Here is a 26,522-nt window from a genome sequence, read left to right as displayed (position 1 = left end):
AAAAATTTTAAAAGCCCCAAATCATATAATTATATGGTTTGGGGCTTTTTTTATTGTTTTATTTTTAATTATTCTAAATAAGACGTATGTTTGTGAAAAATATCATTTTAATAATTTTAAACCTGATCTTATGAAATCAAAAACTTTTAAATTAATAACATTTGCTTTTTTAATGTTTTTTGCTGCACCTCAACTTTTTGCACACGCACTTTGGATCGAAACTAAAGCAACAGGAACAAAAGGAAAAGCTCAGGAAATTTCTATTTACTTTGGAGAATTCTCAGATAATGATATTACAAAAGCAGATAAATGGTTCTCTGATTTAAAAGATTTCTCTTTGGTAGTAATTTCTCCTTCAAAAAAAGAAACAAAACTTACTTCTAAAGCTTTAGATAATAAATACCAGGCTTTCTTTACACCAACTGAAGACGGTGTTTACACAATTGTAATGCAGCACACAGTTAAAGATGTTTACGGTACAATGAAATTAGATTACAACTCAAGTGCAACGGTTGTTGTTGGAAACAAAGCATCTGGAAATAATATTACAGCAAACACTAATAAAATTGCTGTTTTCTCAGAAAATGCAGATACAGCAAAAAAAGATGCTAAAGTAACTGGAGTTGCTTCTTATGACGGAGCTATTGCTAAAGAGGCAAAAATCAAAGTTATCGCTCCAAATGGATGGGAAAAAGAATTATGGACAAACGATAAAGGAGAATTTTCTTTTACTCCAATCTGGTCTGGAAACTACATGGTAGAATATGCTCACACTGATAAATCAGCTGGTGAACATAACGGAAAAAAATATGATGAAATCTGGAAAATGGCTACTTACCAAATTGTGGTAAAGTAATCTTTTAAAACATATAATTAGATTTTCAATTAGAAAACCTTGCTTTCCGGCAAGGTTTTTTTTGCTTGAAATCCAATATTAATACAAAATTAAAATAGAATTAGAAAATTATTAAGCGAATCTTAAGAAAAGACTAAGTAAGGTTTAAGGAAGAAAACCACTTCTTAATTTCCTGTTAAAGAAGATGTGTATTTATATTTGCATTCGATAATTTTTATTGAATCTAAATAAATACCATGAAATATAATTTACTATTTGTCTTAGGATTATTAAGTTTCGTCTCTTACGGCCAGAGTTATTCAAATAATGAATCTGGAGCTTCGGTTACAGATACCGTAAAGGGCAAAAAAGGAGAAATATTAAACGAAGTAATTGTTACTAAAAACAAAGAGCCAAAACCGGTAACAGCAGTTCGCTCTGGATTAAAACCAATGGATAATCCGCAAGCTATACAAGTTATTGGTTCTGAAGTTATCGAACAACAACAGGCAATCAGATTAAGTGAAGTTCTTAAAAATGCCAATGGTGTTTATGTTGGTTCTGCGCGAGGCGGTGCTCAGGAATCTTTCTTTTCAAGAGGTTACGATTTATCTGCCAACAATATGTTTAAAAACGGATTCCGTTACAATTCTGGATCAATTCCTGATGTTTCCGGCTTAGACAAAGTAGAATTTCTTAAAGGAGGATCGGCTTTATTGTTTGGAAATGTTGCTCCGGGAGGAATCGTTAACCTGGTAACTAAAACTCCTCAATTTAAAAGCGGCGGCGAGGTATCAATGCAGATAGGAAGTTTTGCGTATTACAAACCTGCTTTTGATTTTTATGGCGGTTTAAGTAAATCAATCGCTTTTAGAATTAATGGTTCTTACGAAAACTCAGAAAGCTTTAGAGATGTTGTAAAAAACGAACGTTTATACATCAATCCATCGCTGCTTTTTGTAATTAATCCTAAAACACAAATTACGCTGCAGGGAGATTATTTATCAGCAGACTGGACTCCTGATTTCGGAACAGGAATTATTGGAACAAAAATTCTAGATTTACCTCGTAATACTTTTTACGGATCACTTTGGTCGAATGGTACTACTAAATCTTCCAGCGCTTCTGTATTATTAAATCATGATTTTAATAAAAACTGGAAACTTAATTTCAATAGTTCTTTCCAAAATTACGATAGAGCTTCAAAATCTACAGCACAATTATCATCTGTTAAAGATAATGGAGAATGGACTAGACCATTGGTTCAAAACGAAAACCTGGAACAAATATTAGGAGATCAGATAAGTCTTCAGGGGAACTTTAACACTGGATCTGTAAAGCATCAGATATTTACAGGTGCTGATTGGGAAAACTCATTCGCAACAGCATATACTTTTGCATTTGACCCTGCAAATTATGACACTATTAATCTTTTCAATTTTGATCCGTCAACGCAAAAAAATACTATTCCGGATGCCAGAACAACTCAAATTGCAAAAACAGAAACAAATCGTTTTGGGGTTTATTTTCAGGATTTGATTTCTATTACAGACAAATTCAAAGTATTAGCAGGTATAAGATGGTCATGGCAGGAAGCAGAAGTTACGACTTACAAAGAAGTTTATGCCAATAAAGTGCAAAACGTTAAACCTGAAAATGCAGTTCCAACAGTTGGTGCTAAAAAATTAGACAACGCATTTTCTCCAAAATTTGGATTAATTTATCAGCCAAGAAAAGATATTTCTATCTTTGGAAGTTATTCTACTTCATTTACTCCAAACACGGGAACTACAGCTGATTTAAAACCAATTGAGCCATCTATTATTGATCAGTATGAAGCTGGTATTAAAACTGATTTCTTAGAAGGAATGCTAAGCACCAATGTTACAGTTTATCAAATCGTAAACAGCAATCTGGCGCAAACAGCTGAATTTAAAGCTGACGGAAGTTTAAACTCAGATACTAACGTAAAAGTATTAAGCGGAGAAACTAAAAGTAAAGGTATTGAAGTAGACGTTACTGCAAGACCAATTGAAGGACTTAGCATTATTGCTGGTTACAGTTACAATGATATGCGTTATACTAAAACATCTGGTTTAAACGGAAGTTTTATAGAAGGTGACCGTCTTGTTAGAACTCCTGCCAATACTGCAAATTTAAGTTTCTATTACCTAGTTCCTGAAGGTTTCTTTAAAGGAGTTTCTATAGGAGCTATTGGAAACTACATTGGTGACCGTTTTGGAGGCTGGAATGATCAATACAGCACAGATCTTGTCAAATATCCTGATGGTATTTACCACAGAGAAATTCCTATTGATGGTTACACAACTATTGATGTTTCAGCTGGATATACATGGAGAAAATTCTCAATTCTTTGCAAACTATCAAACATTACAAACGAACTAAATTATACTGTTCACGAAAACTACAGTGTAAACCCAATTGCTCCTCGTCAAGTTATGACAAGCCTGCGATACAAGTTCTAAAATATTGAATTAGAGTTTTGATTTTATCCCAAGATTTTCAGTTTCACTAGAAAATCTTGGGATTTTTATTTTAAGCCCGATTATAATTCAATTAACACTATTTTTGCCTGAAAATATCATCCTAAAAAACAATCCAAGAAATGTCAGATTTCCCAAAAAATCAATTACAAAAAAGTTTAGGCTTTAGTTTTAATATTGCTGTTTTAATTGGAGGAACAATTGGTGTCGGCATTTTACGTACGCCCGGAACTATTGCCGAAATGCTCAATAATTACTGGCTGATTCTTGCTTCCTGGCTATTTGGAGGTTTATACGTTTTATTGGGAGCAAATTCGTATTCAGAATTAGCAACCATGCTGCCAAAAGCTGGCGGATCTTATAATTATATCAAAAGAGCTTTGGGCGATTATGCCGGATTTCTTTCAGGATGGTACGATTATATTGTAAATGCCATCCCTCCTGCTTTTTACTGTATTGTAATCAGCGAATACACCATTATTTTATTTCCGCAATTAGCACATTATTCTACCGTATTATCTATTTCTTTATTGGTTGCATTTGTATTATTGCATTTAAGCGGTGTAAAAAACGGAAGCGTAATTCAGCAGATTACCAGTTTCTTAAAAGTAATTTGCTTTGTAGCTTTGGTTACGGCTTGTTTTATGTATTCTGGAGTTGAAGTTCCGCCAATAAAAACAGATAATTCAATTTTTCAAATCGGACTTATTTTCGGATTCTTCAAATCTTTACAGCTTATTATTGGGACTTACAACGGCTGGAACGGTGTTTGTTTTTTTGCTGAAGAAAATGAAAATCCAAGCAAAAATATTCCGAAATCTTTGTACAGCGGCGTTCTGCTTGTTGTAGCCATTTATATTTTGGTAAATGCAGCATTTTTTCACGTTCTCCCAATCGAAACTATAGCAAAATCAAATCTTGCCGCTGCCGATGTTGCTAAAATTCTTTTCGGCGAAAGCGGAGCTAAAATCGTAACCATTATTTCTATTTTCTCCTTAATCAGCATTCTGAATGCTTTTATGATGATTCCGCCAAGAATTTTGTACGGATTAAGTCGTGACGGATTTTTTATCGAAAAAGGAACTCAAGTCAATAAAGGAGGAACACCAATTACAGCGCTTTTAGTTTCATCATTTTTCAGCTTGTTTTTAATCTGCATTGGTTCTTTTGAAGTCTTGTTTTCTTTCGCAGCTTTCATCTCGATAATCGTTTGGGGACTGGCTTATTATTCACTTTTAAAACTAAGAACCACAGAACCTGATCTACCAAGACCCTATCGCTCATTTTGGTATCCTTGGACAACTATAATAGCGATTATATTTTCTATTGCATTACTTGCTGGTTTTATTTACAGCGATCCTAAAAGCTTTATTATTATCGTTGGAATTACGATTGTTTCTTATCCTTTGTTTTTGGTTTTGAAGAAACAAAAATAACATGATTTTGTCATTCCTCGGAATGACAAAAACAAAAAAAGCTGTCCAACGTGGACAGCTTTTCTATTTTAAATCAATCTGATTCTTATTTCAAACCAGCTAAACTCTGCTCAATTGTAGCAATTTTTGCCAGAGCGTCAGCTTGTTTTTGCTTTTCTAAATTAAGGACTTTCTCTGGAGCTCCGTTTACGAATTTCTCGTTTGAAAGTTTTGCTTCTACAGATTTCAAGAATCCTTTTGTGTAATTTAGTTCTTCTGTCAGTTTTGCAATTTCAGCCTCAACATCGATGTTTCCTGTAATCGGAATGAAATATTCATTTGATTTTACACGGAAAGACAGTGCACCATCTACTTTTTCTGAAACATATTCGAAAGCAGAAACGTTTCCTAATTTCGTTATGATTGAATCGAAATAAGTAGAAACATTTTCGCTGTTGATTCCTTTTAATTCGATTGCATCTTTAAACGGAATATTTTTGTCTTTCCTGATTGTTCTAATTCCAGAAATTACTTCAATTGAGTTTTCAAAATCAGCAATCAATTTAGCATCAAACGGTTTTACTTCTGGCCAAGTCGAAACAATTAAAGCTTCTTCAGGCGTTCTTTCAGCGATTAACTGCCAAATTTCCTCTGTCAAGAAAGGCATAAACGGATGCAATAACTTCAAGTTGTTTTCTAACATTTCGATCGCTTTCGCGAAAGTTACGCTGTCAATTGGCTGTTGGTATGCAGGTTTGATCATCTCTAAGAACCAAGAACAGAAATCATCCCAAACCAATTTATAGATCGCCATCAATGAATCTGAAATTCTGTATTTCTCGAAATTATCTTCAATATCTACTAAAGTCTGCTGCAATTTAGCTTCGTACCATTCGATAGCTACTTTTGATGATTCTGGCTGTGCGATAGTTTCTGAAACTTCCCATCCTTTAATCAATTTAAAAGCATTCCAGATTTTGTTTGAAAACGCTTTTCCTTGACTGCACAATTCCTCATCAAACATAATATCGTTTCCAGCAGAAGCACTTAAAAGCAATCCTACACGAACTCCGTCTGCACTAAATTTATCGATCAAGTCTAAAGGATCAGGAGAATTTCCTAATGATTTAGACATTTTACGACGTTGTTTATCACGAACCAAACCAGTCAAATATACATTTGTAAATGGTTTTTCGCCTGCATATTCGTAACCTGCAATAATCATTCTTGCAACCCAGAAAAATAAAATATCCGGACCTGTTACCAAGTCATTTGTTGGATAGTAATATTTAAAATCTGGACTTTCCGGATCCATAATTCCACCAAAAACTGACATTGGCCATAACCAAGATGAAAACCAAGTATCTAATGCATCAACATCTTGTTTTAAGTTGTCGGTTGTTAGTTGTTGGTTGTTGGTTTTAGCTTGTGCTAATTTTAATGCGTCTTCGATATTTTCTGCTACTACGAAATCTTCTTTTCCGTCTCCATAATAATACGCTGGAATTTGTTGTCCCCACCATAACTGACGAGAAATATTCCAATCGCGAATGTTGTTTAACCAATGCGCATAAGTGTTTTCGAAACGTTTTGGATGCAATTTAATGTCTCCTGTTTCTAAAACTGACTTAATTGCTGGTTTTACTAATTCTTCCATTTTCAAGAACCATTGGTCTGATAATCTTGGTTCGATTACGGCTTTCGTTCTTTCAGAAGTTCCAACTTTATTTAAGTGTGTTTCCGTTTTTGCTAAAGCGCCAATTTCTTCCAGTTCTTTTGCAATTTCAGTACGAACTACAAAACGGTCTTTTCCTTGATAATGTAATCCGAAACTGTTTAAAGTCGCATCTTCGTTAAAAATATCAACGATCTCAAGGTTGTGTTTTTCGCCAAGAGTTTTATCGTTCATATCGTGCGCAGGCGTTACTTTCAAACATCCTGTTCCAAATTCAACATCTACATATTCATCTTCAATAATTGGAATTACTCTGCCGCAAATTGGAACGATCGCTTTTTTACCTTTTAAATGTGTAAAACGCTCATCGTTCGGATTGATACAAATTGCCGTATCTCCAAAAATAGTTTCTGGACGAGTTGTAGCGATGGTCAAGAAATCTTCTGAACCTTCGATTTTATATTTTAAGAAAAATAATTTTCCTTGTTGTTCTTCATAAATTACCTCTTCGTCAGAAAGAGTTGTTTTAGCTTCCGGATCCCAGTTAACCATGCGGTATCCTCTGTAGATTAATCCTTTGTTGTATAAATCAACAAACGATTTAATTACAGATGCAGACATATCTGGGTCCATTGTAAATTTAGTGCGTTCCCAATCGCAGGAAGCTCCTAATTTCTTAAGCTGTTCTAAGATTGTTCCGCCGTATTTATCGGTCCATTCCCAAGCATGCTTAAGGAATTCTTCACGGGTCAAATCGTTTTTATTGATTCCTTCTGCTTTTAATTTTGCTACTACTTTTGCTTCTGTAGCAATCGATGCGTGATCTGTCCCCGGTACCCAGCAAGCGTTGAAACCTTTAAGACGCGCACGACGAATTAAAACATCCTGAATCGTATTATTCAACATATGTCCCATGTGAAGGACTCCAGTGACGTTTGGCGGCGGGATTACAATGGTGTACGGTGTTCTATGATCTGGTTCTGAATGAAAATAGTTGTTTTTCATCCAGTAATCATACCATTTACTCTCAATCGTCTTAGCGTCAAATTGTGCTGGAATTGTCATTTACTAGGGTTGTTTAATCGTTAATTTTGTTTAACCGTTATCGGTTTTGATCATCAAATTTCAAATTGATTTGTTTTCTTATTTCTGTTTAAAAAAATCATTTATAAATCAATCTCAACGATTAAACAAATAAACGATTAAACAGTTAAACAAAAAAACTGGTTCAATTTTTGTATTTATAACTGACAGCAAAAGTAAATAATTAAGTAGACTATAAAAAACGAATTAATAATTTGTGTGTTAATTAAAACAATGTATATTTACTTACAACTTAAAAACAATTTCAAAATGAAAAATGTTGCCTCTTTTATTGCTGTCGTATTGTTTAGCGCAATAGGTTATGCACAAAATGGCCCAAAGATTGAATTTGCAGCCCCGGACAATACGATTGATTATGGAAAAATTTCAAAGACTGATAATGGAGTACGCTCCTTTGAATTTACAAACACCGGCGATGCACCGCTTTTAATTGTTGGTGCTGAATCGACATTAAGTTCAATCGTTGTTACTAAACCTGCCGCAGCTATTATGCCGGGTAAAAAAGGAAAAATTGATGTAAAATACAACATGGCAAGCGGTCCAATTCGTAAAACAATTACAGTTGAAACCAATGCTGTCAATTATCCTGACGGGCGTGTAGCTCTAAAAATTAAAGGTGAAGTTTTATAAAAAAATAAAATCTAAAAATAGTAAAAGCCGTTTCTGAATTAGAAACGGCTTTTTTTATGATTATAAGTTAAACTTGGCAGGTTTAATATCTTATTTTTTGTCGGCACATTCTGCACTATCGAATTTATATTTTACACGATCAAAATCGATAGGTTTATCTTTTACTAAATAAGTAACTCCCATTGTAGTCTGCATGGTGCCGTTTCCTAAAATAAGCTGTTTATCTCGTTTTAAAAATGCCATTGGGTTTTTAAATGTTTTGTCTTTATTTACATTATCCTTAAAGGTGTAATCTATAAATAAGGTATCACCATGAAATTCTCCTGCAACTTCACCAGTTCTTACTGTAGAAGGAGCAACTTTCATAATCATATTACCGCTTAGTTTTCCGTTTTTTAAAGTATTCAGTTTTAAGGCAATTGTATCTTTTTCGTATACAGCCTGATAACACTCACTGCTTACAACTGTTTCTGCATCTGCTTTAGCTGCAGCTTCTTCTTTTTGTTTTTCGTCATTTTTACAGCTTTGAAATCCAATGCAGATTACTAGCAGACATGGTAAAACTAGATTTTTCATATTTTAACAATTTTTATTTCATGGTTATTCTATAAAATTAATAAAAAAGAACTCAAGAAAAAGATTTTTAAAAAATATTGATTACAAAATTAAACCCGACAGGTTTTTGAAACCTGTCGGGTTTATAATAGTATTTAAAAAGATCTATAAACTCTTAATTACAAATTCAGATCTTCGGTTTAATTCATGTTCTTCTTCAGAGCAGGCATCATCGGTTTTACATTTTATAATAGGAACTGATTCTCCATAACCTTTTGCAGAAACTCTCTTAGCTTCAATTCCTGACTGGATTATAAATTCTCTGGTTGAATTAGCTCTTTTTTGAGATAAATCGGCATTGAATTTTTCATTTCCTCGTGAATCTGTATGCGAGCCAATTTCAATTACCATTCCCGGATATTTTTTCATCAGCTCAACTACTCTGCCTAAAACTACTTTTGATTCTTTACGAATGTACCACAAATTATAGTCAAAATAAATAGGATCTGTTTTGATAATTAAACGGTCTTTATCTCTTATAACATCTTTTTCTTTCTCTAAAATTTCTTTTACTTTTTCATTCTTCCTTACCTCAGCAGCAGCGATTTCGGCTTCTTTGGCTTTTTTCTCTTTCTTTTTTAATTCTATAGCAGCAAGTTCTGTTTTCTTCTTATTTTCTTCTTCAATAATAATTTCCTGCTGTCTTTTCTTTTCGGCTTTTTCTTTTTCTTCTAATTTGATGACTTCTAAAGATTTTAATGCTAAAGAAGCATCATTGATCTTATCTCTTGTTTTATCTAAAGTTAAAGTTACAGACTCGTTTGTGTATTTCTCTTTAAAAGCCGAAACTTTATAAGATGTCTCACAAGCTGCTGTAAAACTAAATTTTCCATCGGCAGAAGTCGTAATAGTATTTAGGGTTTTATTTTCAGAATCCTGTAAAATTACGGTTGCATTTTCTAATGCCAGTTTAGTATCAATATCTGTAATAACCCCGGCAATAAACTGCTTACAGTCTTCTACAATTAAATCTTTGATTTCTTTAAATTGGTAAATATCGTCGTTCCCTTTTCCTCCTTCTCTATTGGATGCAAAATATCCTTCTTTGGTTTCTGAATTAATATTGAAAGCAAAATCATCTAAATTTGAATTTAAAGGCAAACCAATATTTACCGGCTTAGAATATTCGTTTCCGTTTATGTCAGAAACAAAAACGTCTAAAGATCCGTAACCTAAATGTCCGTCTGAAGAAAAGTATAGTTTATTATCTGCAGAAGCAAAAGGAAATTGTTCTCTCTTATCTGTATTTACTAACGGCCCAAGGTTTTTTGGAGTATCAAATGCGCCTTTATTAATATTTACCGAATAAATATCAAATGAACCGTAAGTTCCCGGCATATCTGAAGCAAAATACAACACTTTTTCATCGGCACTTAAAGCTGGATGTTCTACAGAATAATTTGGGCTGTTAAAAGGTAATGATGAAATATTAGTCCATTTTCCTTCTACCAATTCGGCTTTAAAAATCTGGAGGTTTGAAATCTTTTTATCATCTCTTTTTTTCGTTCCGTTTTTAGAATTGTTTCTGGTAAAGTACATGGTTTTGCCGTCTTTTGTAAAAACAGCATTTGATTCGTGCATTCCTGTTTTTAATTCTTTGGCAAAATAATGCACAATAGAATCTGCAGAATTGATGTTTTTGAGAGGGATTGTAACCAAATTTAAATACGTCGCATTATCCCATTTAAATTTTTTATCGAAAATTCCGGGTTTCAATTTAACGCCGGCAAAAACCAAATTACCATTATATTCAACTGCTCCAAACTCTGAATTTGGTGTATTTATTGGCAGGTTTTTGATCTCGAATCGTTTACCAATAGCGGTTACATTTTCTAAAGTTTTAATGTCTTTTTCGAAATTGATAACATCTTCTGTATTTGAAGATTTAGCATAATATTCTTTTAAAACTCCATTTGCATCATCAAAACTATTGGTTGCTTTTAAAGTTTGAGCATATCTAAAATAGTATTCTCTATCTAAATTGTTATTGTAGTTTTTTACTAAAAATCGGTAATAACGCTGAGCTTTTACCAAATCATTGGTGTAAAAATACGAATCGGCTAAGTTTTTAATTACTTCCTGCGAAGGTCTGTCATCAGCCAGTTTTTGATACAAAACGATTGCTTCGCTGTAGTAAGTTCTGTCAAAAAATTTCTTTGCTCTTATCAATTCCTGATCCTGAGCATTTATAAACTGTATTGAAAATACGAATATAATAACGAGTAGTTTTTTCATATTTTTCATTTTAAAAGAATCTTGGAGATTTATCAAACCCTTTTCCTAATAAATCAAGATCAAAGAGGAGCATAATTTCGTGAGTTCCTGAATTGAACTGACCAAAATTAGTAAGCGTATAATCGTAAGCATAACCTACTCTAAGCGAAGGAGTAACATTAATATTAAACAAAGCGCTTACTGAATCATCTATTCTATAAGCAGCTCCAAATTCAAATTTTTCATTATACAAAACATTTGCCGTAACGTCTAAAGTAATTGGCGCACCTTTTACAAATTTTGACATAAAAGCAGGTTTAATTTTCCACATATTATTAACCTGAAAAACATATCCTGCGGTTAAAAAGGTATGTATTTCTTCGGCTCCAAAAGCGTTAATTCCTGATTTTTCTTCAATGTATTTTGATTTCAATAAATTAGGAGCAGACAATCCTACGTAAAAATTGTCTCTAAAATAATAAGCTCCAACTCCAATGTTTGGCTTTGTTGCGTTTATATTTTCAGAAAAAGCAAAATCAGTTTGCGGATCTGTAAAACGAAATCCGTTAAAATTACTTTGTATAGACGAAAAACCTGCTTTTAATCCAAGAGAGAGTTTGTTTTTCCCTCCCAGATTTAAAACGTATGCAAAATCGGCATAAATGTTATTTTCTTTTTTAGCACCGTCACCTATATCATCTGAAATAAAAGATAAACCTGCCTCTATTTTATCTGTAATGGCAGTATGTCCAAAAAAAGTGAACGTTTTAGGAGCACCAACAGCGCCCACCCACTGAGTTCTGTACAAGGCTCCAAAATTCATCATAGCGGGAACTCCTGTTGCGTATGCCGGGTTTACAACGCTCATATTATACATATAATGTGTATACTCGGGATCTTGCTGCGCAGAAACTGATAAGTAAAAGAGGAAATTTATAAGGAGTAGTATTTTTTTCATTTGAAAATTATATTAAATAATATAAAGAAGAGATTTATCGATTTAAATAAAGACGGCCTTGTTTTGGCGGTTTGTTGTCTTTATTAAAATGCAATACATAAAAATAAACTCCATTTGGCGCAACACCGCCGGCAATACCGCTCTTTTCGTAATTCATTCCGTCCCAGGCGGGTTTATTTTTATCTCCTTTATACATTCCGTTTCCGTATCTATTAAAAATTTCAAGTGTATAATTTGGATATAGAAATTCAATATCTTTAATAACAAATGAATCATTTATACCGTCTCCATTTGGTGAAAACCCATCGGGAATAAAAAAGTCATTCGGCACATTGTCACAATCTGTTAATGCAACAGTAACTTCAATATATTCTGACGAAAAACAAGCCGAATTTGGAAAGTTAAATCCATAATATCTTCCCTGCTCAGTTAAACGAGTTGAAGCTGAAAGCAAATTGCCGTTATCAGGTGCATCATACCAGACTACTGTTGCTGGAATGTTGGTATTATTTGACAAATCTCCAATAGTTGGATTAGTTAGTCCGCAGAAATTCTGCCCGTCTGAATTTAGTACGGGAACGGGAGAATCGTTTATTGTAACCGGAACTTCTGCAGGCTCTGATGTACATCCAGCCACTGAAGTTTCTCTAACATAATAATTTCCAGATTGTAAAATTGTTGTGCCTGCAAGGGGCGTTGCCGCTGTTGCTGAATCGTACCATTTATACTGGTTTCCTTTTGGAGTTAAGTTTTCTACCGCTGCTTCATCTACTTTACAAAAAGACAATGGACTAACAGTTGGTTTTATCGGAATTGGATGTATTATAAAACTATCTAAAACGTTGTTTAGATTGACATCGCAATTGGTGATATTATTTTTTAAATTCAAAACTGATATAATTGTCGATCCTGTGTTTAAAAGCAAGCCGGCAGGTATTACAAAATCGGCTTTTCCGTTAGTGACAGACAAGGCAACAGATTCTAAAGTACTTAAATTACTATCCTGAAGCATATAGGATACTGTAACATCAGTTAACGTTCCCAATCCCGAAACTGTTACCGTAACCGGATCGTTTAAACAATAATCATTTACAACAACATTTACTGTTGCAGCGTTGGGCAGAGGATTAATAATTAAGTCTCCTCTAATTGTGGCAGTATTTGTACAGCCGGTTGCTGTGTTTGTAATATTCGTAATAGTAATAGTTGATACACCGCTTTTTATATTTAAACTTCCCGGAACTATAAAACTTGAACTGCCGCCCGCAACTGTAATGTTTGCCGTTTGGCCTAATGCCGAATTATCTCCGCTTATATTGTACCGAATATTATAATTTCCGTCTCCTAAACGTAAGGCATTGGTAAGATGTACTAATGCATTTTTATTTTGGCATGTTGGTTCCGGAGTTAAAACAGCTCCCTCTAAATAAGGCAGCGTATGAATTTCTAAATCTGTAGTTAAATTATTTATGATGTTGCGGCAGGCTCCTTTACTATCTACAGCAACAATACCAGTAACGGTTACATGAAAAACTCCAACCTGTCGAAAGTAAGCAGAATTTACAGGAAAACTAAGTTTTCCGTTTACAAAAAATGCTTTTATTGTTTCTGTTCCGCCATTTGGTCCAGACACGTTAAATGTAACGTTGTATTCATTATCTGGTATCACTTCTGCTCCCTGCGTAATTGCTGCTGAATAGGTTGCAGTGTTTATTTCATTTTCGCAAATATTTTTCTCAACTTCAATTTTGGCTCCGGTAAAATCTAATCTTTTTTCGAGTGTGATTATCATCGTTGTTGTTTTATCAGGGCAATTATCATTGTCTGATAAAACAGTATAATTATAAGCATACTCGCCCGGCCCGTATGTTGCAAATACTTGTTTAAGATTGACAACCGGATTTGAAGGAGAGGTTATGCCTCTGCCGCTCCATCTTCCATCAGGGTCCTGACCAGATAATAAGGTACTGACATCAAAAGCAGTATAACCATCTAAATCAGTGGTGCCGCACAAAAGCAAATCTCGACCTATTCCCGGTTGCGGCGCCCTGATAACAGTAAGTGTTATTGAAGTTGTTAATGGTGCTGTATCGCATCCGGGAACAGGCGGTACAGTATAAGAATATTGAAAATTACCATTCATGTTGGTTATAGTAAGCAATGGAGGAATAACATTACCTGAACTATCTCTCCATGTTCCATTAGTATGCGGACTAATTACTGTACTATTAAATGCAGAAAACAAATTATAGGTGTTTTCATCACTGCATTTTGTTGCATATGGAGCTGGAAATCCTTCGAATGCACCAATTGTAACCAAAACTTTTGCCGTATTCACAGTGCATCCCGCGCCAGGAGCTGTATATGTATATTGATAGGTTCCCCCAGCCCTAATAGCTTGGGAATTTAAGATTCCTGTTGCAGTACTCAAACCTCTGGAACCATCATCATCAGACCATGTTCCGCCGGGTACAGGACTTCCTCCTAAAAAAGAAAATAAAGAAACTGATCTATTTGAAATATCTTCGACGTTGCAAATCGTGACAGAACCATCACTACCAGCACATTGCGAATAAATTTTTGGAGATAAAACCGTTAAAAAAACAAAAAACAATAAAAACTGTAAGAAATTAATGTAGTTTTTGGCCATAAATTATTATTTTGGTTAAACATAATAAAATATGTGCTTACTTTCTAAAAAAACTTAATTTTCTTATTAATTTTTTAAATATATAGATATTAATATGTAAATATTTTTTCGTATCAAAAAATCATAAAAAAGAAACTACAATTCATCTTCAAGCTTAAATCTAAACTTTAAAATAAGACTGTTTCTTTCTACTTCTATCGTGATCCATATATCATGTTCAGATTTTAAAAGCTGGTTAATCTGCTGTAAAGAATATTTATAAGGTCTTTCATTGTTAATACTTACAATAATATCCCCTTTTTGTAAACCGCTTTTTTCAGCAGCAGAATTTTTTCTAATATTTACAATTTCATAAATTGGTTTTAAAGAAAATTTATATCTAAAATTTCCTCCGCTGCCATTATTATTTGCTGCCATTTCGGCCTCGCTCAATGATCCTGCAACCTTGACAGTTTCTAAGTGAACTGTTTCCTGAACCCATTGTAAACCGTTGTGCTGAATTGTTATACCGCTTTTATTATAAGTAAAAGGTTCAGAGAATTTATTGTTTTTTTTCAAATACAACTTCTGGTCTTTGTAGTCTAAAACAACTGTAAATCGTTTTAATACTTCGCCCCCGACTGAACCTATTCTATCCGGTACCATTTTTACATTTCGAATTGATGATGAATCCGGAAATGCGACTATTGGTTTTTTAAAATCAAATTCATCGATTGAAAACATTTTTATTCTGGCACGATGTCCTTCAATATCTCCGCTGAAACCTTTTCCTAAAAAATCTGGAAAGTTCTTTTGGGGAAGTTTTATTTTATTGTTTTCAAAAATCCAGAAAGCATCACTATTGCCTATATCAATCAGTAGTTTAGCTTTAATATCTACACTATCAACTACAGCATTTGTATAAATATAAGGTTTCGATTTTTCGATTGTAATAGGAATAGATTTAAACTTATTGTTGAGTCTTCTCCTAATAGATTCATTGTCGGTATGAACCGTAATTTTCTTTTTTTCGTAATTAACTTCAATCAAATTATTCTTGAAAAATTTATAGCCTATAATGCCGTTAACCGGAATACCAATATGAGATGAAAGATTAAAACTCTGATCTAAAATTACAAACAGCATATGATTGTCTGATCTTAACCCATGCGTTTCAAAAGTATTTTTTGTTGATTTCAAACCTTCAATTTCATTTTCAGATCCTAACCCTCTAAGTTTGATTTTTTCGACATTATTAAATTTGACTTCCTGCATTTCATCCATACTAAACAAAATGGTTTCTTCGACACCTGAATCTAATAGAAAATTCAGTTCGATTCCGTTTACTTTTATTGGAATAAAAATGAGGTTGTTTATCAATTTAAAAGGGATTACAGCCTTTTTTTTATTGTTCTCAATAGTAAAACTATCTTGAGCTTTTAAGCAAAAAGGCAGCAATAAGCCAAAAAACAGGGCTATATATTTTTTCATTGGCAATATTTTATTATAAAATTAGCAAATATATTTATTATTGTTACATTTTTATAAGTACTCGTATTGTTTACGTTAATTTCGAAAAAAAAATGCAAATTTGCACTTCAATAATTTATACTCATGCCAACAATTTCTCAAAAGGGCAGAAACATGCCTGAATCACCGATACGCAAGCTGGCTCCTTATGCTGATTTAGCAAAGAAAAAAGGACACAAGGTGTATCACTTAAACATTGGTCAACCGGATATCAAGACACCGGAAGTGGCCATCGAGGCGGTAAAAAATATTGATTTGAGTATTATAGAATACAGTCCGTCTGCCGGATATGAAAGCTATAGAAAAAAATTAGCTCATTTTTACCAGCGCCAAAATGTAAACGTTAACACAGAAGACATCATTGTTACAACTGGTGGTTCTGAAGCCTTACTTTTTGCACTGGCCACAATTACAGATCCAGGAGATGAAATCATTATCCCGGAACCTTTTTATGCTAATTATCATGCATTTGCATCTTCTACAAGTGCAACTGTAGTGCCTCTTGTTTCTACTATTGAAACAGCTTTTGCACTGCCAAGTATTGACGAAGTAGAAAAGTTAATTACGCCAAAAACAAAAGCCATTCTGATTTGCAACCCTGGAAATCCGACTGGATATTTATATTCTGAAACAGAAATTAAACAATTAGCAGAATTAATTAAAAAACATGATTTATATTTAATTGCTGACGAAGTTTACCGCGAATTTTTATATGATGGAGATGATGTGCATTTTTCTGTAATGAATCTGGAAGATGTACAGCAAAACGTAATCATGGTAGATTCTGTTTCTAAACGTTACAGTATGTGCGGTGCCAGAATTGGATGTTTGATTACTAAAAATAAAGATGTTCTGGCAACTGTTATGAAATTTGCTCAGGCGCGTTTAAGTCCGCCAACAATTGAGCAGATTGCCTGTGAAGCAGCTATTGATACGCCGCAAAGTTATTTTGACGAAGTAATTGGCGAATATAAAGAACGTCGTAATACCTTAATTTCTGAATTAAATAAAATTGAAGGTGTCATTGTAACGAAACCAAAAGGTGCTTTTTACTGTATTGCCCAGCTGCCAATTAAAGATTCTGATGATTTCGCTCAATGGCTTTTAGAAAGCTATAATTTAAACGGCGAAACTGTTATGATTGCACCCGCAAAAGGATTTTATTCTACTCCGGGAATGGGATTGAATCAGGTGCGAATTGCGTATGTTTTAAACAAAAAAGATCTAATTACTGCAGTAAACATCTTAAAAGAGGCTTTACTGGTGTACAACAATAGATAAAACAAACTAAACTTAAACTCTCAAAAGACAATAACGATTCCTGTTATTGTCTTTTGTATTTTGGAACAATTTTAAATTATATCTAAAAAGGATCGATTAAATAATAAAAACGATAGAAAAGGTTTCCCATTTATTAATTATCTTTACCGCCTTAAAAAGATATACCCATTATAATAGTAGTTTTTAATGATAAATAACGAAGATTTTTTAGACGAAATAGGTGACAGTCATTTCAGCAGTAATGCAAAAAACCCTTTAAGAGAGGATGCTTTTGATATCACTGATGAAGAAAAAATAGAAAAAATTAAAAAAGATGTTGAAAACATTCTGCAGACTCTTGGAATGGATTTAACAGATGACAGCATAAAAGGTACTCCAAACCGAGTAGCTAAAATGTTTGTAAAAGAAATTTTTGGAGGTTTAAATCCTGCAAAACAGCCAAAAGCCTCAACTTTTGACAATAATTACAAATATGGCGAAATGCTGGTAGAAAAAAACATTACGGTTTATTCTACCTGTGAACACCATTTACTGCCAATTATAGGACGTGCTCACGTTGCTTATATTTCAAGCGGAAGAGTTATTGGTTTATCAAAAATGAACCGTATCGTTGAGTATTATGCTAAAAGACCTCAGGTACAAGAGCGTTTAACAATGCAGATTGTTCAGGAACTTCAAAAAGCTTTAGGAACAGAAGATGTAGCCTGCGTTATCGATGCAAAACACCTTTGTGTTAACTCAAGAGGAATCAAAGATATCGAAAGCAGTACTGTAACTTCTGAATTCGGCGGAAAATTCAAAGATCCTCAAACAAAAAGAGAATTTCTTGATTACATTAAACTAGATACACAGTTTTAGTTTAATTGGTAAATCGTTGATTTGTTTAATCGACTCATCGCTTAGACTTTATTTTCGATTAAACGATTAAACAAATCAACAATTAAACAGAAAACAATGTACGTTTTTTCATTTGAGAAACTTGAAGTTTGGCAGAATGCAAGAATGTTTATTTTGGATATTTATAAATTAACTGCTAAATTTCCATCAAATGAATTGTTCGGAATAACTTCTCAAATAAAAAGAAGCTCATCATCAATTGCGACTAATATTGCAGAAGGAACTTCGAGAAATACAAATAAAGATAAAGCTCATTTTTTAACGATCTCATATTCATCAGCAATGGAAACTTTGAATCACTTAATTATTTCAAGAGATTTAAATTATGTATCCGAAGCTGAATATGTAGAATCTCGTGAAAAAATCGAAAAAATCTGTAACCAGATAAATAGTTTAAAAAAATATTATCTTACAAAAGAATAAAAACGATAAAACGTTTATACAGCGAAACGAACCAAACAATTAAACGGTTAAACAAATAAACGATTAAACATCAAAAAAAATATGCCACTATACAGCAGTCAGCCTCTAAAAATATACAATTCACTTTCGGGTGAAAAAGAAAATTTCAAACCAATCCATGAAGGAAATGTTGGAATGTATGTTTGTGGACCAACGGTTTACAGCAATGTGCATTTAGGAAACGTAAGGACTTTTATGTCTTTTGACGTCATTTTCAGGTATTTTTTACATCTTGATTATAAAGTTCGTTACGTTCGAAATATTACTGATGTTGGTCATATTGTAGATGATGTTGATGAAGGAGAAGATAAAATTGCCAAAAAAGCACGTTTAGAGCAGTTAGAGCCAATGGAAGTTGTACAGCGTTATACTGTTGACTTTCACGATATTTTAAAAGCTTTTAACTTTTTACCGCCAAGTATTGAGCCAACAGCAACCGGACATATTATTGAACAAATCGAAATTATCAAAAAAATTATCGATACCGGAATTGGTTACGAAGCTAACGGATCTGTTTATTTTGATGTTGTAAAATATAACGAAACGAATAATTACGGCGTTTTAAGCGGCAGAAACATCGAAGATATGCTGGCGAATACCCGTGATCTTGACGGACAGTCAGACAAAAGAAATCCGCAGGATTTTGCACTTTGGAAAAAAGCAGAACCAGAACATATCATGAGATGGCCTTCACCTTGGAGTGATGGTTTCCCTGGCTGGCACTTAGAATGTACTGCAATGAGTACTAAATATCTAGGAAATCATTTTGACATTCACGGAGGCGGAATGGATTTAAAATTCCCTCATCACGAATGTGAAATTGCTCAAAACGAAGCCTGCACAGGACAATCGCCGGTAAATTACTGGATGCACGCTAATATGCTTACCCTAAACGGGAAGAAAATGGCAAAATCTACCGGAAATAATATTTTACCGGGAGAAATTTTAAGCGGCGACAATACGATTTTAAGCAAAGCGTTTTCTGCATCAGTTACAAGATTCTTTATGCTTCAGGCACATTACAGAAGTATTTTAGATTTTTCTGATGATGCGATTACTGCTGCCGAAAAAGGATACAAAAGATTAATGGAAGCCCTTGAAGCTTTACCAGCAATAAAAGCAGGTTCTTCCAGCTCTGTTGATTTTGCAGCATGGAAACAAGCTTGCTATGACGCCATGAATGATGATTTTAACACTCCAATTTTAATTGCACAATTATTTGAAGCTGTTCGTTATATCAATTTACTAAAAGAAGGAAAAGAAACTATTTCTGCCGAAGATTTAAAATCATTTTCAACTGCCATAAATGCGTTTGTTTTTGACGTTTTAGGTTTAAGCGATGAGAAAGCAGCCGACAGTAACAACGATAAATTAGAAGGTGTTGTAAACATGCTTATTGGAATGAGAAATCAAGCCAGAGCAGATAAAAATTTCGCACTTTCTGACCAAATCCGCGATCAGTTAATTGCGCTTGGAATTCAGTTAAAAGACGGCAAAGAAGGAACGAGTTTCTCAATTTAAGAAAGAAAAAATCTAATAAATCATGAAAGTCATTACGCCATTTGTTTTATTAGTACGCTTTTATCAAACTGCGATTTCTCCTTTTACACCTGCTTCATGCCGATTTGAGCCAACGTGTTCAACGTACATGATTCAGGCGCTGCAGACTCACGGATTATTTTACGGAGGCTTTTTGGGAATGAAACGAATTTTAAGCTGTCATCCGTGGGGAAGGACAGGTTACGATCCCGTTCCAGAAAAGAAATGTTCACACAAACATTAACTTTTTATAAAGATTTGCTCCGCTTTTAATATCTATTTTTACAAAATATAATAAAAAAATTACCTTATATGACACATCCTTTAAACATCGTTTGGAATCCTTCAGAAGGAATTGATTTAGGATTTTTTATGATTCGCTATTACAGTTTAATGTTCGTAATTGCTTTTGGTTTAGGCTGGTACCTAATGAAAAAGATTTTCGAACGCGAAAATGAGCCAATTGACAAATTAGATTCATTATTTGTCTGGACTGTTTTAGCAACGTTAATTGGAGCTCGTTTAGGACATGTTATATTTTATGACTGGGAATATTTTAGAAATCATTTACTTGAAATCTTCTTGCCTTTCAAATTCGAACCAAAATTCGAATTCACAGGATTTCAGGGCTTAGCAAGTCACGGTGCAGCAATTGCAATTATACTGGCAATGTATTACTACAGCAAAATGATCTTAAAACGTCCGTTATTATGGATTTTAGACCGTGTAGTTATTCCGGTTGCCAGCGGTGCTATTTTTGTTCGTTTAGGAAACTTCATGAACTCAGAAATTATTGGTCATGAAACTACTTCTGCTTTTGGAATTCGTTTTTTACATGACCAGTTCAGCAAAGCAGAAGCTGTAAACGCAACACAAATTGCTAATCCAAAAGAGGCTTACAATGCCATTGCCACAAACCCAAAATTTGCTGATTTATTAGCGCAGGTTCCTGCCAAACACCCAACTCAATTGTACGAAGCATTCTGCTATATTTTTGTCTTTGCTATTTTGTTTTTCTTGTACTGGAAAACCAATGCAAGACTTAAATCAGGATACTTATTTGGATTGTTCCTGGTTCTTTTATTTGTAGTTCGATTTATTGTAGAATTTGTAAAAGAAAGCCAGGGCGGTATCGAAGAAGAATTAGGCTTATTTTCAACGGGACAATGGTTAAGTATTCCTTTTATTATAATTGGTCTTTTCTTTATCATTAGAGCACAAAGAAATCCTTTAGCTGCTTCATAGTTTACAAAAGAAACTTTTAAAAATAATAAAGTCCAGTATATTCATTTATACTGGACTTTTTCTTTTATAGTGAATACGATACCCCAAACTCTATATTTCTGGTATTATAACCTGAATTTGTACCGCTCAATCCTCCATTCGATACGTGCCTGATATTCGGGCGTATGTCAAATTGAATTTTATTGTGTTTTAAAGAGAATCCTACTGCTAAAACATCGGCAAAAGCGAAACCTTTCGACATTCTTTCGGTCTCGGTATCTGTTATCATTGGGCCGATACTGCCGAGAATATAAAAAGAACAAATTTCACCAATAGGTTTACGAACTAAAAAACCGCAGTTGACCACATATTCGCGAATATCTTTTAACTGTGTATATTGGGCTCTTTTTTGTTCATAATCCGGCGTTTCCGGCTTCACAAAATAGAAATTTAATAATTGATGTTCAGCAAAATTAATTTCCGGCTGAACAAGGATTTGATATTGAAAATGCTTTGTCTGTTTTAGTTTGTAATAAAGCTGTATTTTATAAAAATGATTTGTAAACGTGTAGTTCCGGTTATTAAACTCACTTCCGAATCCATAATTAAAACCTAGAGAAAAACGGGATTTATCTTCTTGTGCAGACATCTTTACAGCAAAAAGGAATAGTATGCACAAAAGTAATTTTCTAATCATAAATCGTTTTTAAATTCATTTAAATATAATACAAAAAAAAGATCCAGCTTTCACTGGATCTTTTTAATATAATTTAAGCTTTTAATTATGCTTTATTATGTTTGTCTTCGATTGTGTGTTTTTCATCACTTGAAATCGTATCTACCAATACTGGAGTAGCGATAAATAATGAAGAATAAGTACCTACAATAATTCCAATTAACATTGCAAAGATAAATCCTCTGATTGACTCACCACCAAAGATAAACATCGTTAATAATACAATGATCATCATTAATGAAGTATTCAATGTTCTAGATAATGTAGTGTTAATAGAAGCATTTACGATATCTTCAAAACTTCCTTTACGGTTTCCGATGATAAACTCTCTTACCCTGTCAAATACAATTACAGTATCGTTCATCGAGTAACCAATTACCGTTAAGATCGCAGCGATGAAATGCTGGTCCATTTCCATGTGGAATGGCATGAACTTGTAGCATAAAGAGTAGATTCCTAATACGAAGATTACGTCGTGTGCAACAGCTGCAATCGCACCTAATGAATACTGCCATTTACGGAAAGATACCATTAAGTATAAGAAAATAACTGCCATTGCTCCAAGTACTGCCCAGTAAGAGTTTGTTTTAATATCTTCTGAGATAGAAGCTCCAACTTTAGAAGCTTGTAAAACTCCAACTTTTTTACCGTCAAAAGAGTTGATGAATTTATCATAAGAAGTATTTGGGTAATACTTTTGTAATGCTTTGTATAATTTTTGGTTCACTTCTTCGTCTATAGCTACACCGTCTTCTTTAATTTTATATTTAGTTGTGATTTTCAACTGATCGTCATCACCTAAAATTTTAGCTTCAACCGGAGTACCAAAAGCAGCAGATAATTCATCTGAAACTACAGTTGCATCGATTGGTTTTTCAAATTTAACCTGGAAAGTTCTACCTCCAACAAAATCTACACCTTCATCTAATCCGTTAATAAAGAAGATAGAAGTTAAACTTACTACTGTTACTATAGAAGAGAAAATGTAAGTGAATTTTTTAACTTTAATAAAGTCAAAGTGGAAGTTTGTAAACCAGTTTTTAGTAATACTTGTAGAGAAAGTTAAATCAGCTTTTCCTGCAATATTTCTGTCAATGAAAATTCTAGCAATAAAGATAGAAGTAAACAATGAAGTTACGATACCAATTAATAATGTTAACGCGAAACCTTTGATTGGTCCTGTTCCAAAAATAAATAAGATCGCTCCAGTTAAAACGTGAGTTACGTTAGCATCAATAATAGAACGCATTGCTCCGTGCCATCCGTAAGATGCTGCTACAGCTTCTGATAATGATTTACCTTCACGTAATTCCTCTTTTGCTCTTTCATATATAATGATGTTCGCATCTACCGCAGTACCTAATGTTAATACGATACCTGCAATACCCGGCAATGTAAGTACGAAACCAAAACTTGCCATAATTCCGAATAAGAATAGTAAGTTTAATAATAAAGCAAGGTTTGCATACCATCCAGCTTTACCATAATAGAATACCATCCAAACACAAACTAATAAGAAACCTAATACAGATGAAATTGTTCCTGCATCAATTGCAGCCTGACCTAAAGATGGTCCTACAACTGTAGATTGAATAATGTCTGCAGATGCTGGTAATTTACCTGCATTTAATACGTTAGCTAAATCTTTTGTTTCAGCAACATCAAAAGAACCTGTAATTTCAGATCTTCCTCCAGCGATTGGACCGCTTGTAACACCTGGCGCAGAATAAACGATGTTATCTAAAACAATAGCGATATAACCTTTTTGAGAGAAAGCTCTTCCTGTTAATTCTTCCCAAACTTTCGCTCCCTGGCTGTTCATTTGCATAGAAACAGCTGGTTTACCCATTTGGTCAAAAGTATCTTTTGCATCAGTTACAACACCACCGCTCATAGCTGGTACGTTATCTCTGTTTCCTTTTAAAGCGTATAATTCTACAGCTTCAACTTCTTTTGCTTTAGCATCTTTTATAGTAGTTGGTTTGCTCCAAACAAATTTTGCATTGTGTTGGTCAGCACCCAATAAAATTCTAATATCTGGTCTTTTGAAATAACCGTTGATTGCTGCAGTATCTTTAGTAGCGAAGTATCCTAAAACCGGACCACCACCCTGAACAATCATTTTGTCAAATAAAGGATTATTTCCTTTTTTAGCGTCAAGAGAATCTTTAGAGCTATCTGTTAATAAAGCATTCAATGAATCTTTAGCCACAGCTTTAGTTTCTGTTTTCTTAACTTCTGTCTTTTTTAAAGCTTCGTTAGCAGCAACTAAAAAGTTACCAACTTCTTCAATTTTAAAAGTTTCCCAGAACTCTAATTGAGCTTTTCCTCCTAATAATTTTTTAATTCTGTCTACATCCTTAGCACCTGGAAGCTCTACTAAGATTCTTCCTGTTTCTCCTAATTTTTGGATGTTTGGCTGTGTTACACCAAATTTGTCGATACGCTCTCTTAATACTTTGTAAGCACTTTCGATAGACTCATCAACTTTTCTTTTGATAACTTTTTGAGCTTGTGCATCAGTCATTTGAAAATCGATACCACCGTCTCCTTGTAAACTTCTGTTTGCAAAAATATCTGGCGAAGCCAATTTTACAGTTCCTTTTGAGTTAGCCTCAAAAGCTTCGAAGAATTTATTTAAATAGGTCTTATTTCCTTCTAAGTTCGCAGTTGCATCAGCTAATGATTTATTAAATACCGGATTTTTAGAATTATTCGCTAAACCTTTTAATACATCTTTAACAGAGATTTGAAGAATAACGTTGATTCCTCCTTCTAAGTCAAGACCTTTATTTAGCTGTTTGTTTTTTACTTCATTATAAGTGAAGTCTGTAAAACCAAGACTGAATACTTTTTCTTTACCGATAGAATCTAAATATTTCAGCTCTTTATCAGGATTATCTCCTGCAAAAGCTTTAGCTTCACCTTTGACATTATTTGCCACAAAAGTGAATGATAGTTGGTAAATACTTACCAATGCAAATAGAATTGCGAAAAATTTAATAAGTCCTTTATTCTGCATTATTACTAAAAATTAATTATGTTTTATTGTTTGTTTTTGGTTTTAAATTCCCTAAAAATAAGCCCTGACATGAGTTTTTAAAACTAAAAAATCGAGATCACGAATTACTGCATTTTTTTTAAATCGAGCAAATATATAATTAACGGAAAGATTAACCAATTTATTTATTAATTAATCTCAAAAAAAAGACTGCAAAAGTGCAGCCTTTTCCTTTTTTTCCTGTTTTTATTACACTAAAATCGATTTTAGAGCATCATTCATACCACGAACCGCATCTGCGCTTTTAGCAAATAAAGCCTTTTCCTGGTCATTTAAATTGATATCTACAATTTCTTCTACACCGTTTTTACCAATTATACACGGTACACCTATACATATATCATTTTGTCCGTACTCGCCTTCTACGAAAACTGAGCAGGCAATCATTTTCTTTTGATCGTTTAGGATACTGTCTACTAAATAAGCAACAGAAGCTCCCGGAGCATACCACGCTGAAGTTCCTAAAAGACCTGTAAGCGTAGCACCGCCAACCATAGTATCTGCTGCTACTTTTTGCAGTACATCTTCTGAAAGGAACTGCGAAACCGGAATTCCATTATAAGAAGCCAAACGTGTTAACGGAATCATGGTTGTATCGCCATGACCTCCAATTACCATCGCAGAAATATCATTTGCAGGTTTATCTAAAGCCAAAGATAAATAAGTTCTAAAACGAGAGCTGTCTAATGCCCCGCCCATACCTATAATTCTGTTTTTTGGCAGTCCTGTAGCTTTTAAAGCTAAATATGTCATAGTATCCATTGGGTTAGAAACTACAACAATTATAGTGTTTGGAGAATATTTCAGTACATTTTCAGCAACTGTTTTCACAATCCCTGCATTAATACCAATTAATTCTTCTCTAGTCATTCCTGGTTTTCTTGGAATTCCTGATGTAATAACCACTACATCACTTCCAGCGGTTTTAGAATAGTCGTTGGTAACGCCAGACACTTTTGTATTAAAACCAGTATTTGTCGCACATTGTGTAATATCCAACGCTTTTCCTTCGGCAAAACCTTCTTTAATATCCAACAATACAACCTCGCTTGCAATTCCTCTATAAGAAATAACATCTGCGCAAGTAGCTCCAACATTTCCTGCTCCTACAATGGTAACTTTCATATTTTTTACTTTATCGGTTATTAATAATTTGTTTGTTTTATAAATTAACAATTCGTTTAATCGTTTAAGTAAATTTAAACAATTAAAC

Annotated in this window: 19 protein-coding genes; 10 read left to right on the top strand and 9 right to left on the bottom strand. The window is 33.7% G+C overall.

All coding sequences use genetic code 11. From position 1 onward, the window contains the following. Positions 1–130 precede the first annotated feature (130 nt). The 3 genes from ACTJIW_RS16275 (at position 131) to ACTJIW_RS16265 (ending at position 4,775) form a co-directional block, all read left to right on the top strand. On the top strand, positions 131–856 hold the full coding sequence (locus ACTJIW_RS16275; RefSeq protein ID WP_121361843.1) for a DUF4198 domain-containing protein: 726 nt from the start codon (positions 131–133) through the stop codon (positions 854–856). Between the two features lie 236 nt (positions 857–1,092). After that, positions 1,093–3,321: a TonB-dependent siderophore receptor gene (locus ACTJIW_RS16270; RefSeq protein ID WP_440714889.1), complete on the top strand. Its 2,229-nt coding sequence runs from the start codon at positions 1,093–1,095 to the stop codon at positions 3,319–3,321. 140 nt (positions 3,322–3,461) lie between these two features. After that, a complete protein-coding gene (locus tag ACTJIW_RS16265) occupies positions 3,462–4,775 on the top strand; it encodes an APC family permease (RefSeq protein WP_440714888.1) in 1,314 nt (437 codons plus the stop codon). A gap of 85 nt (positions 4,776–4,860) precedes the next feature. Here the strand turns inward: ACTJIW_RS16265 and ACTJIW_RS16260 are convergent, their stop codons facing one another. After that, positions 4,861–7,494 carry a valine--tRNA ligase gene (locus ACTJIW_RS16260; RefSeq protein WP_073409568.1) on the bottom strand — a complete coding sequence of 878 codons (2,634 nt, stop codon included), beginning with the start codon at positions 7,492–7,494 and terminating at the stop codon, positions 4,861–4,863. Between the two features lie 288 nt (positions 7,495–7,782). On the opposite strand from ACTJIW_RS16260, the gene ACTJIW_RS16255 reads away from it, so the two are divergent. After that, positions 7,783–8,163 carry a DUF1573 domain-containing protein gene (locus ACTJIW_RS16255; protein WP_044048295.1) on the top strand — a complete coding sequence of 127 codons (381 nt, stop codon included), beginning with the start codon at positions 7,783–7,785 and terminating at the stop codon, positions 8,161–8,163. Positions 8,164–8,253: 90 nt separating this feature from the next. Here ACTJIW_RS16255 and ACTJIW_RS16250 read toward each other — a convergent pair whose 3' ends face one another. The 5 genes from ACTJIW_RS16250 to ACTJIW_RS16230 all read right to left on the bottom strand — a co-directional run bounded on the left by ACTJIW_RS16250 (position 8,254) and on the right by ACTJIW_RS16230 (position 16,070). Next, complete coding sequence (locus ACTJIW_RS16250) at positions 8,254–8,739, bottom strand: hypothetical protein (RefSeq protein WP_012024342.1); 486 nt, start codon at positions 8,737–8,739, stop codon at positions 8,254–8,256. 144 nt (positions 8,740–8,883) lie between these two features. After that, entirely contained in the window at positions 8,884–11,013 is a 2,130-nt protein-coding gene (locus ACTJIW_RS16245; RefSeq protein ID WP_440714887.1) for an OmpA family protein, read from the bottom strand. Between the two features lie 10 nt (positions 11,014–11,023). Then, positions 11,024–11,950, bottom strand: a complete 927-nt coding sequence (locus ACTJIW_RS16240; RefSeq protein WP_073409567.1) for a PorP/SprF family type IX secretion system membrane protein — start codon at positions 11,948–11,950, stop codon at positions 11,024–11,026. A gap of 34 nt (positions 11,951–11,984) precedes the next feature. After that, complete coding sequence (locus ACTJIW_RS16235; RefSeq protein WP_440714886.1) at positions 11,985–14,600, bottom strand: gliding motility-associated C-terminal domain-containing protein; 2,616 nt, start codon at positions 14,598–14,600, stop codon at positions 11,985–11,987. 135 nt (positions 14,601–14,735) lie between these two features. Beyond that, the gene (locus tag ACTJIW_RS16230) at positions 14,736–16,070 is read right to left on the bottom strand and encodes a PDZ domain-containing protein (RefSeq protein WP_149208076.1); all 1,335 of its coding nucleotides are present in this window, start codon (positions 16,068–16,070) and stop codon (positions 14,736–14,738) included. 123 nt (positions 16,071–16,193) lie between these two features. Between ACTJIW_RS16230 and ACTJIW_RS16225 the strand changes: the two genes are divergently transcribed. The 6 genes from ACTJIW_RS16225 to lgt all read left to right on the top strand — a co-directional run bounded on the left by ACTJIW_RS16225 (position 16,194) and on the right by lgt (position 21,533). Further along, positions 16,194–17,390 carry a pyridoxal phosphate-dependent aminotransferase gene (locus tag ACTJIW_RS16225; RefSeq protein WP_440714885.1) on the top strand — a complete coding sequence of 399 codons (1,197 nt, stop codon included), beginning with the start codon at positions 16,194–16,196 and terminating at the stop codon, positions 17,388–17,390. Between the two features lie 186 nt (positions 17,391–17,576). Continuing rightward, positions 17,577–18,248, top strand: a complete 672-nt coding sequence (gene folE, locus ACTJIW_RS16220) for a GTP cyclohydrolase I FolE (RefSeq protein ID WP_012024336.1) — start codon at positions 17,577–17,579, stop codon at positions 18,246–18,248. Positions 18,249–18,344: 96 nt separating this feature from the next. After that, positions 18,345–18,710, top strand: a complete 366-nt coding sequence (locus ACTJIW_RS16215; protein ID WP_440714884.1) for a four helix bundle protein — start codon at positions 18,345–18,347, stop codon at positions 18,708–18,710. 81 nt (positions 18,711–18,791) lie between these two features. Next, positions 18,792–20,270 carry a cysteine--tRNA ligase gene (gene cysS / locus ACTJIW_RS16210; RefSeq protein WP_149208078.1) on the top strand — a complete coding sequence of 493 codons (1,479 nt, stop codon included), beginning with the start codon at positions 18,792–18,794 and terminating at the stop codon, positions 20,268–20,270. Between the two features lie 22 nt (positions 20,271–20,292). After that, positions 20,293–20,532 carry a membrane protein insertion efficiency factor YidD gene (yidD, locus tag ACTJIW_RS16205; protein ID WP_440714883.1) on the top strand — a complete coding sequence of 80 codons (240 nt, stop codon included), beginning with the start codon at positions 20,293–20,295 and terminating at the stop codon, positions 20,530–20,532. 68 nt (positions 20,533–20,600) lie between these two features. Then, positions 20,601–21,533 (top strand): prolipoprotein diacylglyceryl transferase, encoded by a 933-nt coding sequence (gene lgt / locus ACTJIW_RS16200; protein WP_012024332.1) that lies wholly within the window; start codon positions 20,601–20,603, stop codon positions 21,531–21,533. Between the two features lie 64 nt (positions 21,534–21,597). On the opposite strand, the gene ACTJIW_RS16195 is transcribed toward lgt, so the two are convergent. The 3 genes from ACTJIW_RS16195 to mdh all read right to left on the bottom strand — a co-directional run bounded on the left by ACTJIW_RS16195 (position 21,598) and on the right by mdh (position 26,434). After that, a complete protein-coding gene (locus ACTJIW_RS16195; RefSeq protein ID WP_440714882.1) occupies positions 21,598–22,209 on the bottom strand; it encodes an acyloxyacyl hydrolase in 612 nt (203 codons plus the stop codon). Between the two features lie 85 nt (positions 22,210–22,294). Further along, on the bottom strand, positions 22,295–25,270 hold the full coding sequence (gene secDF / locus ACTJIW_RS16190) for a protein translocase subunit SecDF (RefSeq protein WP_440714881.1): 2,976 nt from the start codon (positions 25,268–25,270) through the stop codon (positions 22,295–22,297). Between the two features lie 228 nt (positions 25,271–25,498). Then, positions 25,499–26,434, bottom strand: a complete 936-nt coding sequence (mdh, locus tag ACTJIW_RS16185; RefSeq protein WP_073409958.1) for a malate dehydrogenase — start codon at positions 26,432–26,434, stop codon at positions 25,499–25,501. Between the last annotated feature and the right edge of the window lie 88 nt (positions 26,435–26,522).

The organism is Flavobacterium sp. 22659, assembly GCF_052044235.1.
In the GTDB taxonomy this organism is placed as follows: Bacteria; Bacteroidota; Bacteroidia; order Flavobacteriales; family Flavobacteriaceae; genus Flavobacterium; species Flavobacterium johnsoniae.
Note: the sequence above shows the minus strand (reverse complement) of the source record. Positions and strands in the feature narration are given on the sequence as shown.

What these genes read in the sequence shown, in the direction of transcription:
- ACTJIW_RS16240 (WP_073409567.1), bottom strand. Translation starts at nt 11,950, where the DNA reads ATGAAAAAAATACTACTCCTTATAAATTTCCTCTTTTACTTATCAGTT.
- ACTJIW_RS16250 (WP_012024342.1), bottom strand. Translation starts at nt 8,739, where the DNA reads ATGAAAAATCTAGTTTTACCATGTCTGCTAGTAATCTGCATTGGATTT.
- ACTJIW_RS16270 (WP_440714889.1), top strand. Translation starts at nt 1,093, where the DNA reads ATGAAATATAATTTACTATTTGTCTTAGGATTATTAAGTTTCGTCTCT.
- mdh (WP_073409958.1), bottom strand. Translation starts at nt 26,434, where the DNA reads ATGAAAGTTACCATTGTAGGAGCAGGAAATGTTGGAGCTACTTGCGCA.
- ACTJIW_RS16215 (WP_440714884.1), top strand. Translation starts at nt 18,345, where the DNA reads ATGTACGTTTTTTCATTTGAGAAACTTGAAGTTTGGCAGAATGCAAGA.
- ACTJIW_RS16235 (WP_440714886.1), bottom strand. Translation starts at nt 14,600, where the DNA reads ATGGCCAAAAACTACATTAATTTCTTACAGTTTTTATTGTTTTTTGTT.
- ACTJIW_RS16195 (WP_440714882.1), bottom strand. Translation starts at nt 22,209, where the DNA reads ATGATTAGAAAATTACTTTTGTGCATACTATTCCTTTTTGCTGTAAAG.
- ACTJIW_RS16255 (WP_044048295.1), top strand. Translation starts at nt 7,783, where the DNA reads ATGAAAAATGTTGCCTCTTTTATTGCTGTCGTATTGTTTAGCGCAATA.
- ACTJIW_RS16260 (WP_073409568.1), bottom strand. Translation starts at nt 7,494, where the DNA reads ATGACAATTCCAGCACAATTTGACGCTAAGACGATTGAGAGTAAATGG.
- cysS (WP_149208078.1), top strand. Translation starts at nt 18,792, where the DNA reads ATGCCACTATACAGCAGTCAGCCTCTAAAAATATACAATTCACTTTCG.
- yidD (WP_440714883.1), top strand. Translation starts at nt 20,293, where the DNA reads ATGAAAGTCATTACGCCATTTGTTTTATTAGTACGCTTTTATCAAACT.
- ACTJIW_RS16225 (WP_440714885.1), top strand. Translation starts at nt 16,194, where the DNA reads ATGCCAACAATTTCTCAAAAGGGCAGAAACATGCCTGAATCACCGATA.
- folE (WP_012024336.1), top strand. Translation starts at nt 17,577, where the DNA reads ATGATAAATAACGAAGATTTTTTAGACGAAATAGGTGACAGTCATTTC.
- ACTJIW_RS16230 (WP_149208076.1), bottom strand. Translation starts at nt 16,070, where the DNA reads ATGAAAAAATATATAGCCCTGTTTTTTGGCTTATTGCTGCCTTTTTGC.
- ACTJIW_RS16275 (WP_121361843.1), top strand. Translation starts at nt 131, where the DNA reads ATGAAATCAAAAACTTTTAAATTAATAACATTTGCTTTTTTAATGTTT.
- ACTJIW_RS16265 (WP_440714888.1), top strand. Translation starts at nt 3,462, where the DNA reads ATGTCAGATTTCCCAAAAAATCAATTACAAAAAAGTTTAGGCTTTAGT.
- ACTJIW_RS16245 (WP_440714887.1), bottom strand. Translation starts at nt 11,013, where the DNA reads ATGAAAAAACTACTCGTTATTATATTCGTATTTTCAATACAGTTTATA.
- lgt (WP_012024332.1), top strand. Translation starts at nt 20,601, where the DNA reads ATGACACATCCTTTAAACATCGTTTGGAATCCTTCAGAAGGAATTGAT.
- secDF (WP_440714881.1), bottom strand. Translation starts at nt 25,270, where the DNA reads ATGCAGAATAAAGGACTTATTAAATTTTTCGCAATTCTATTTGCATTG.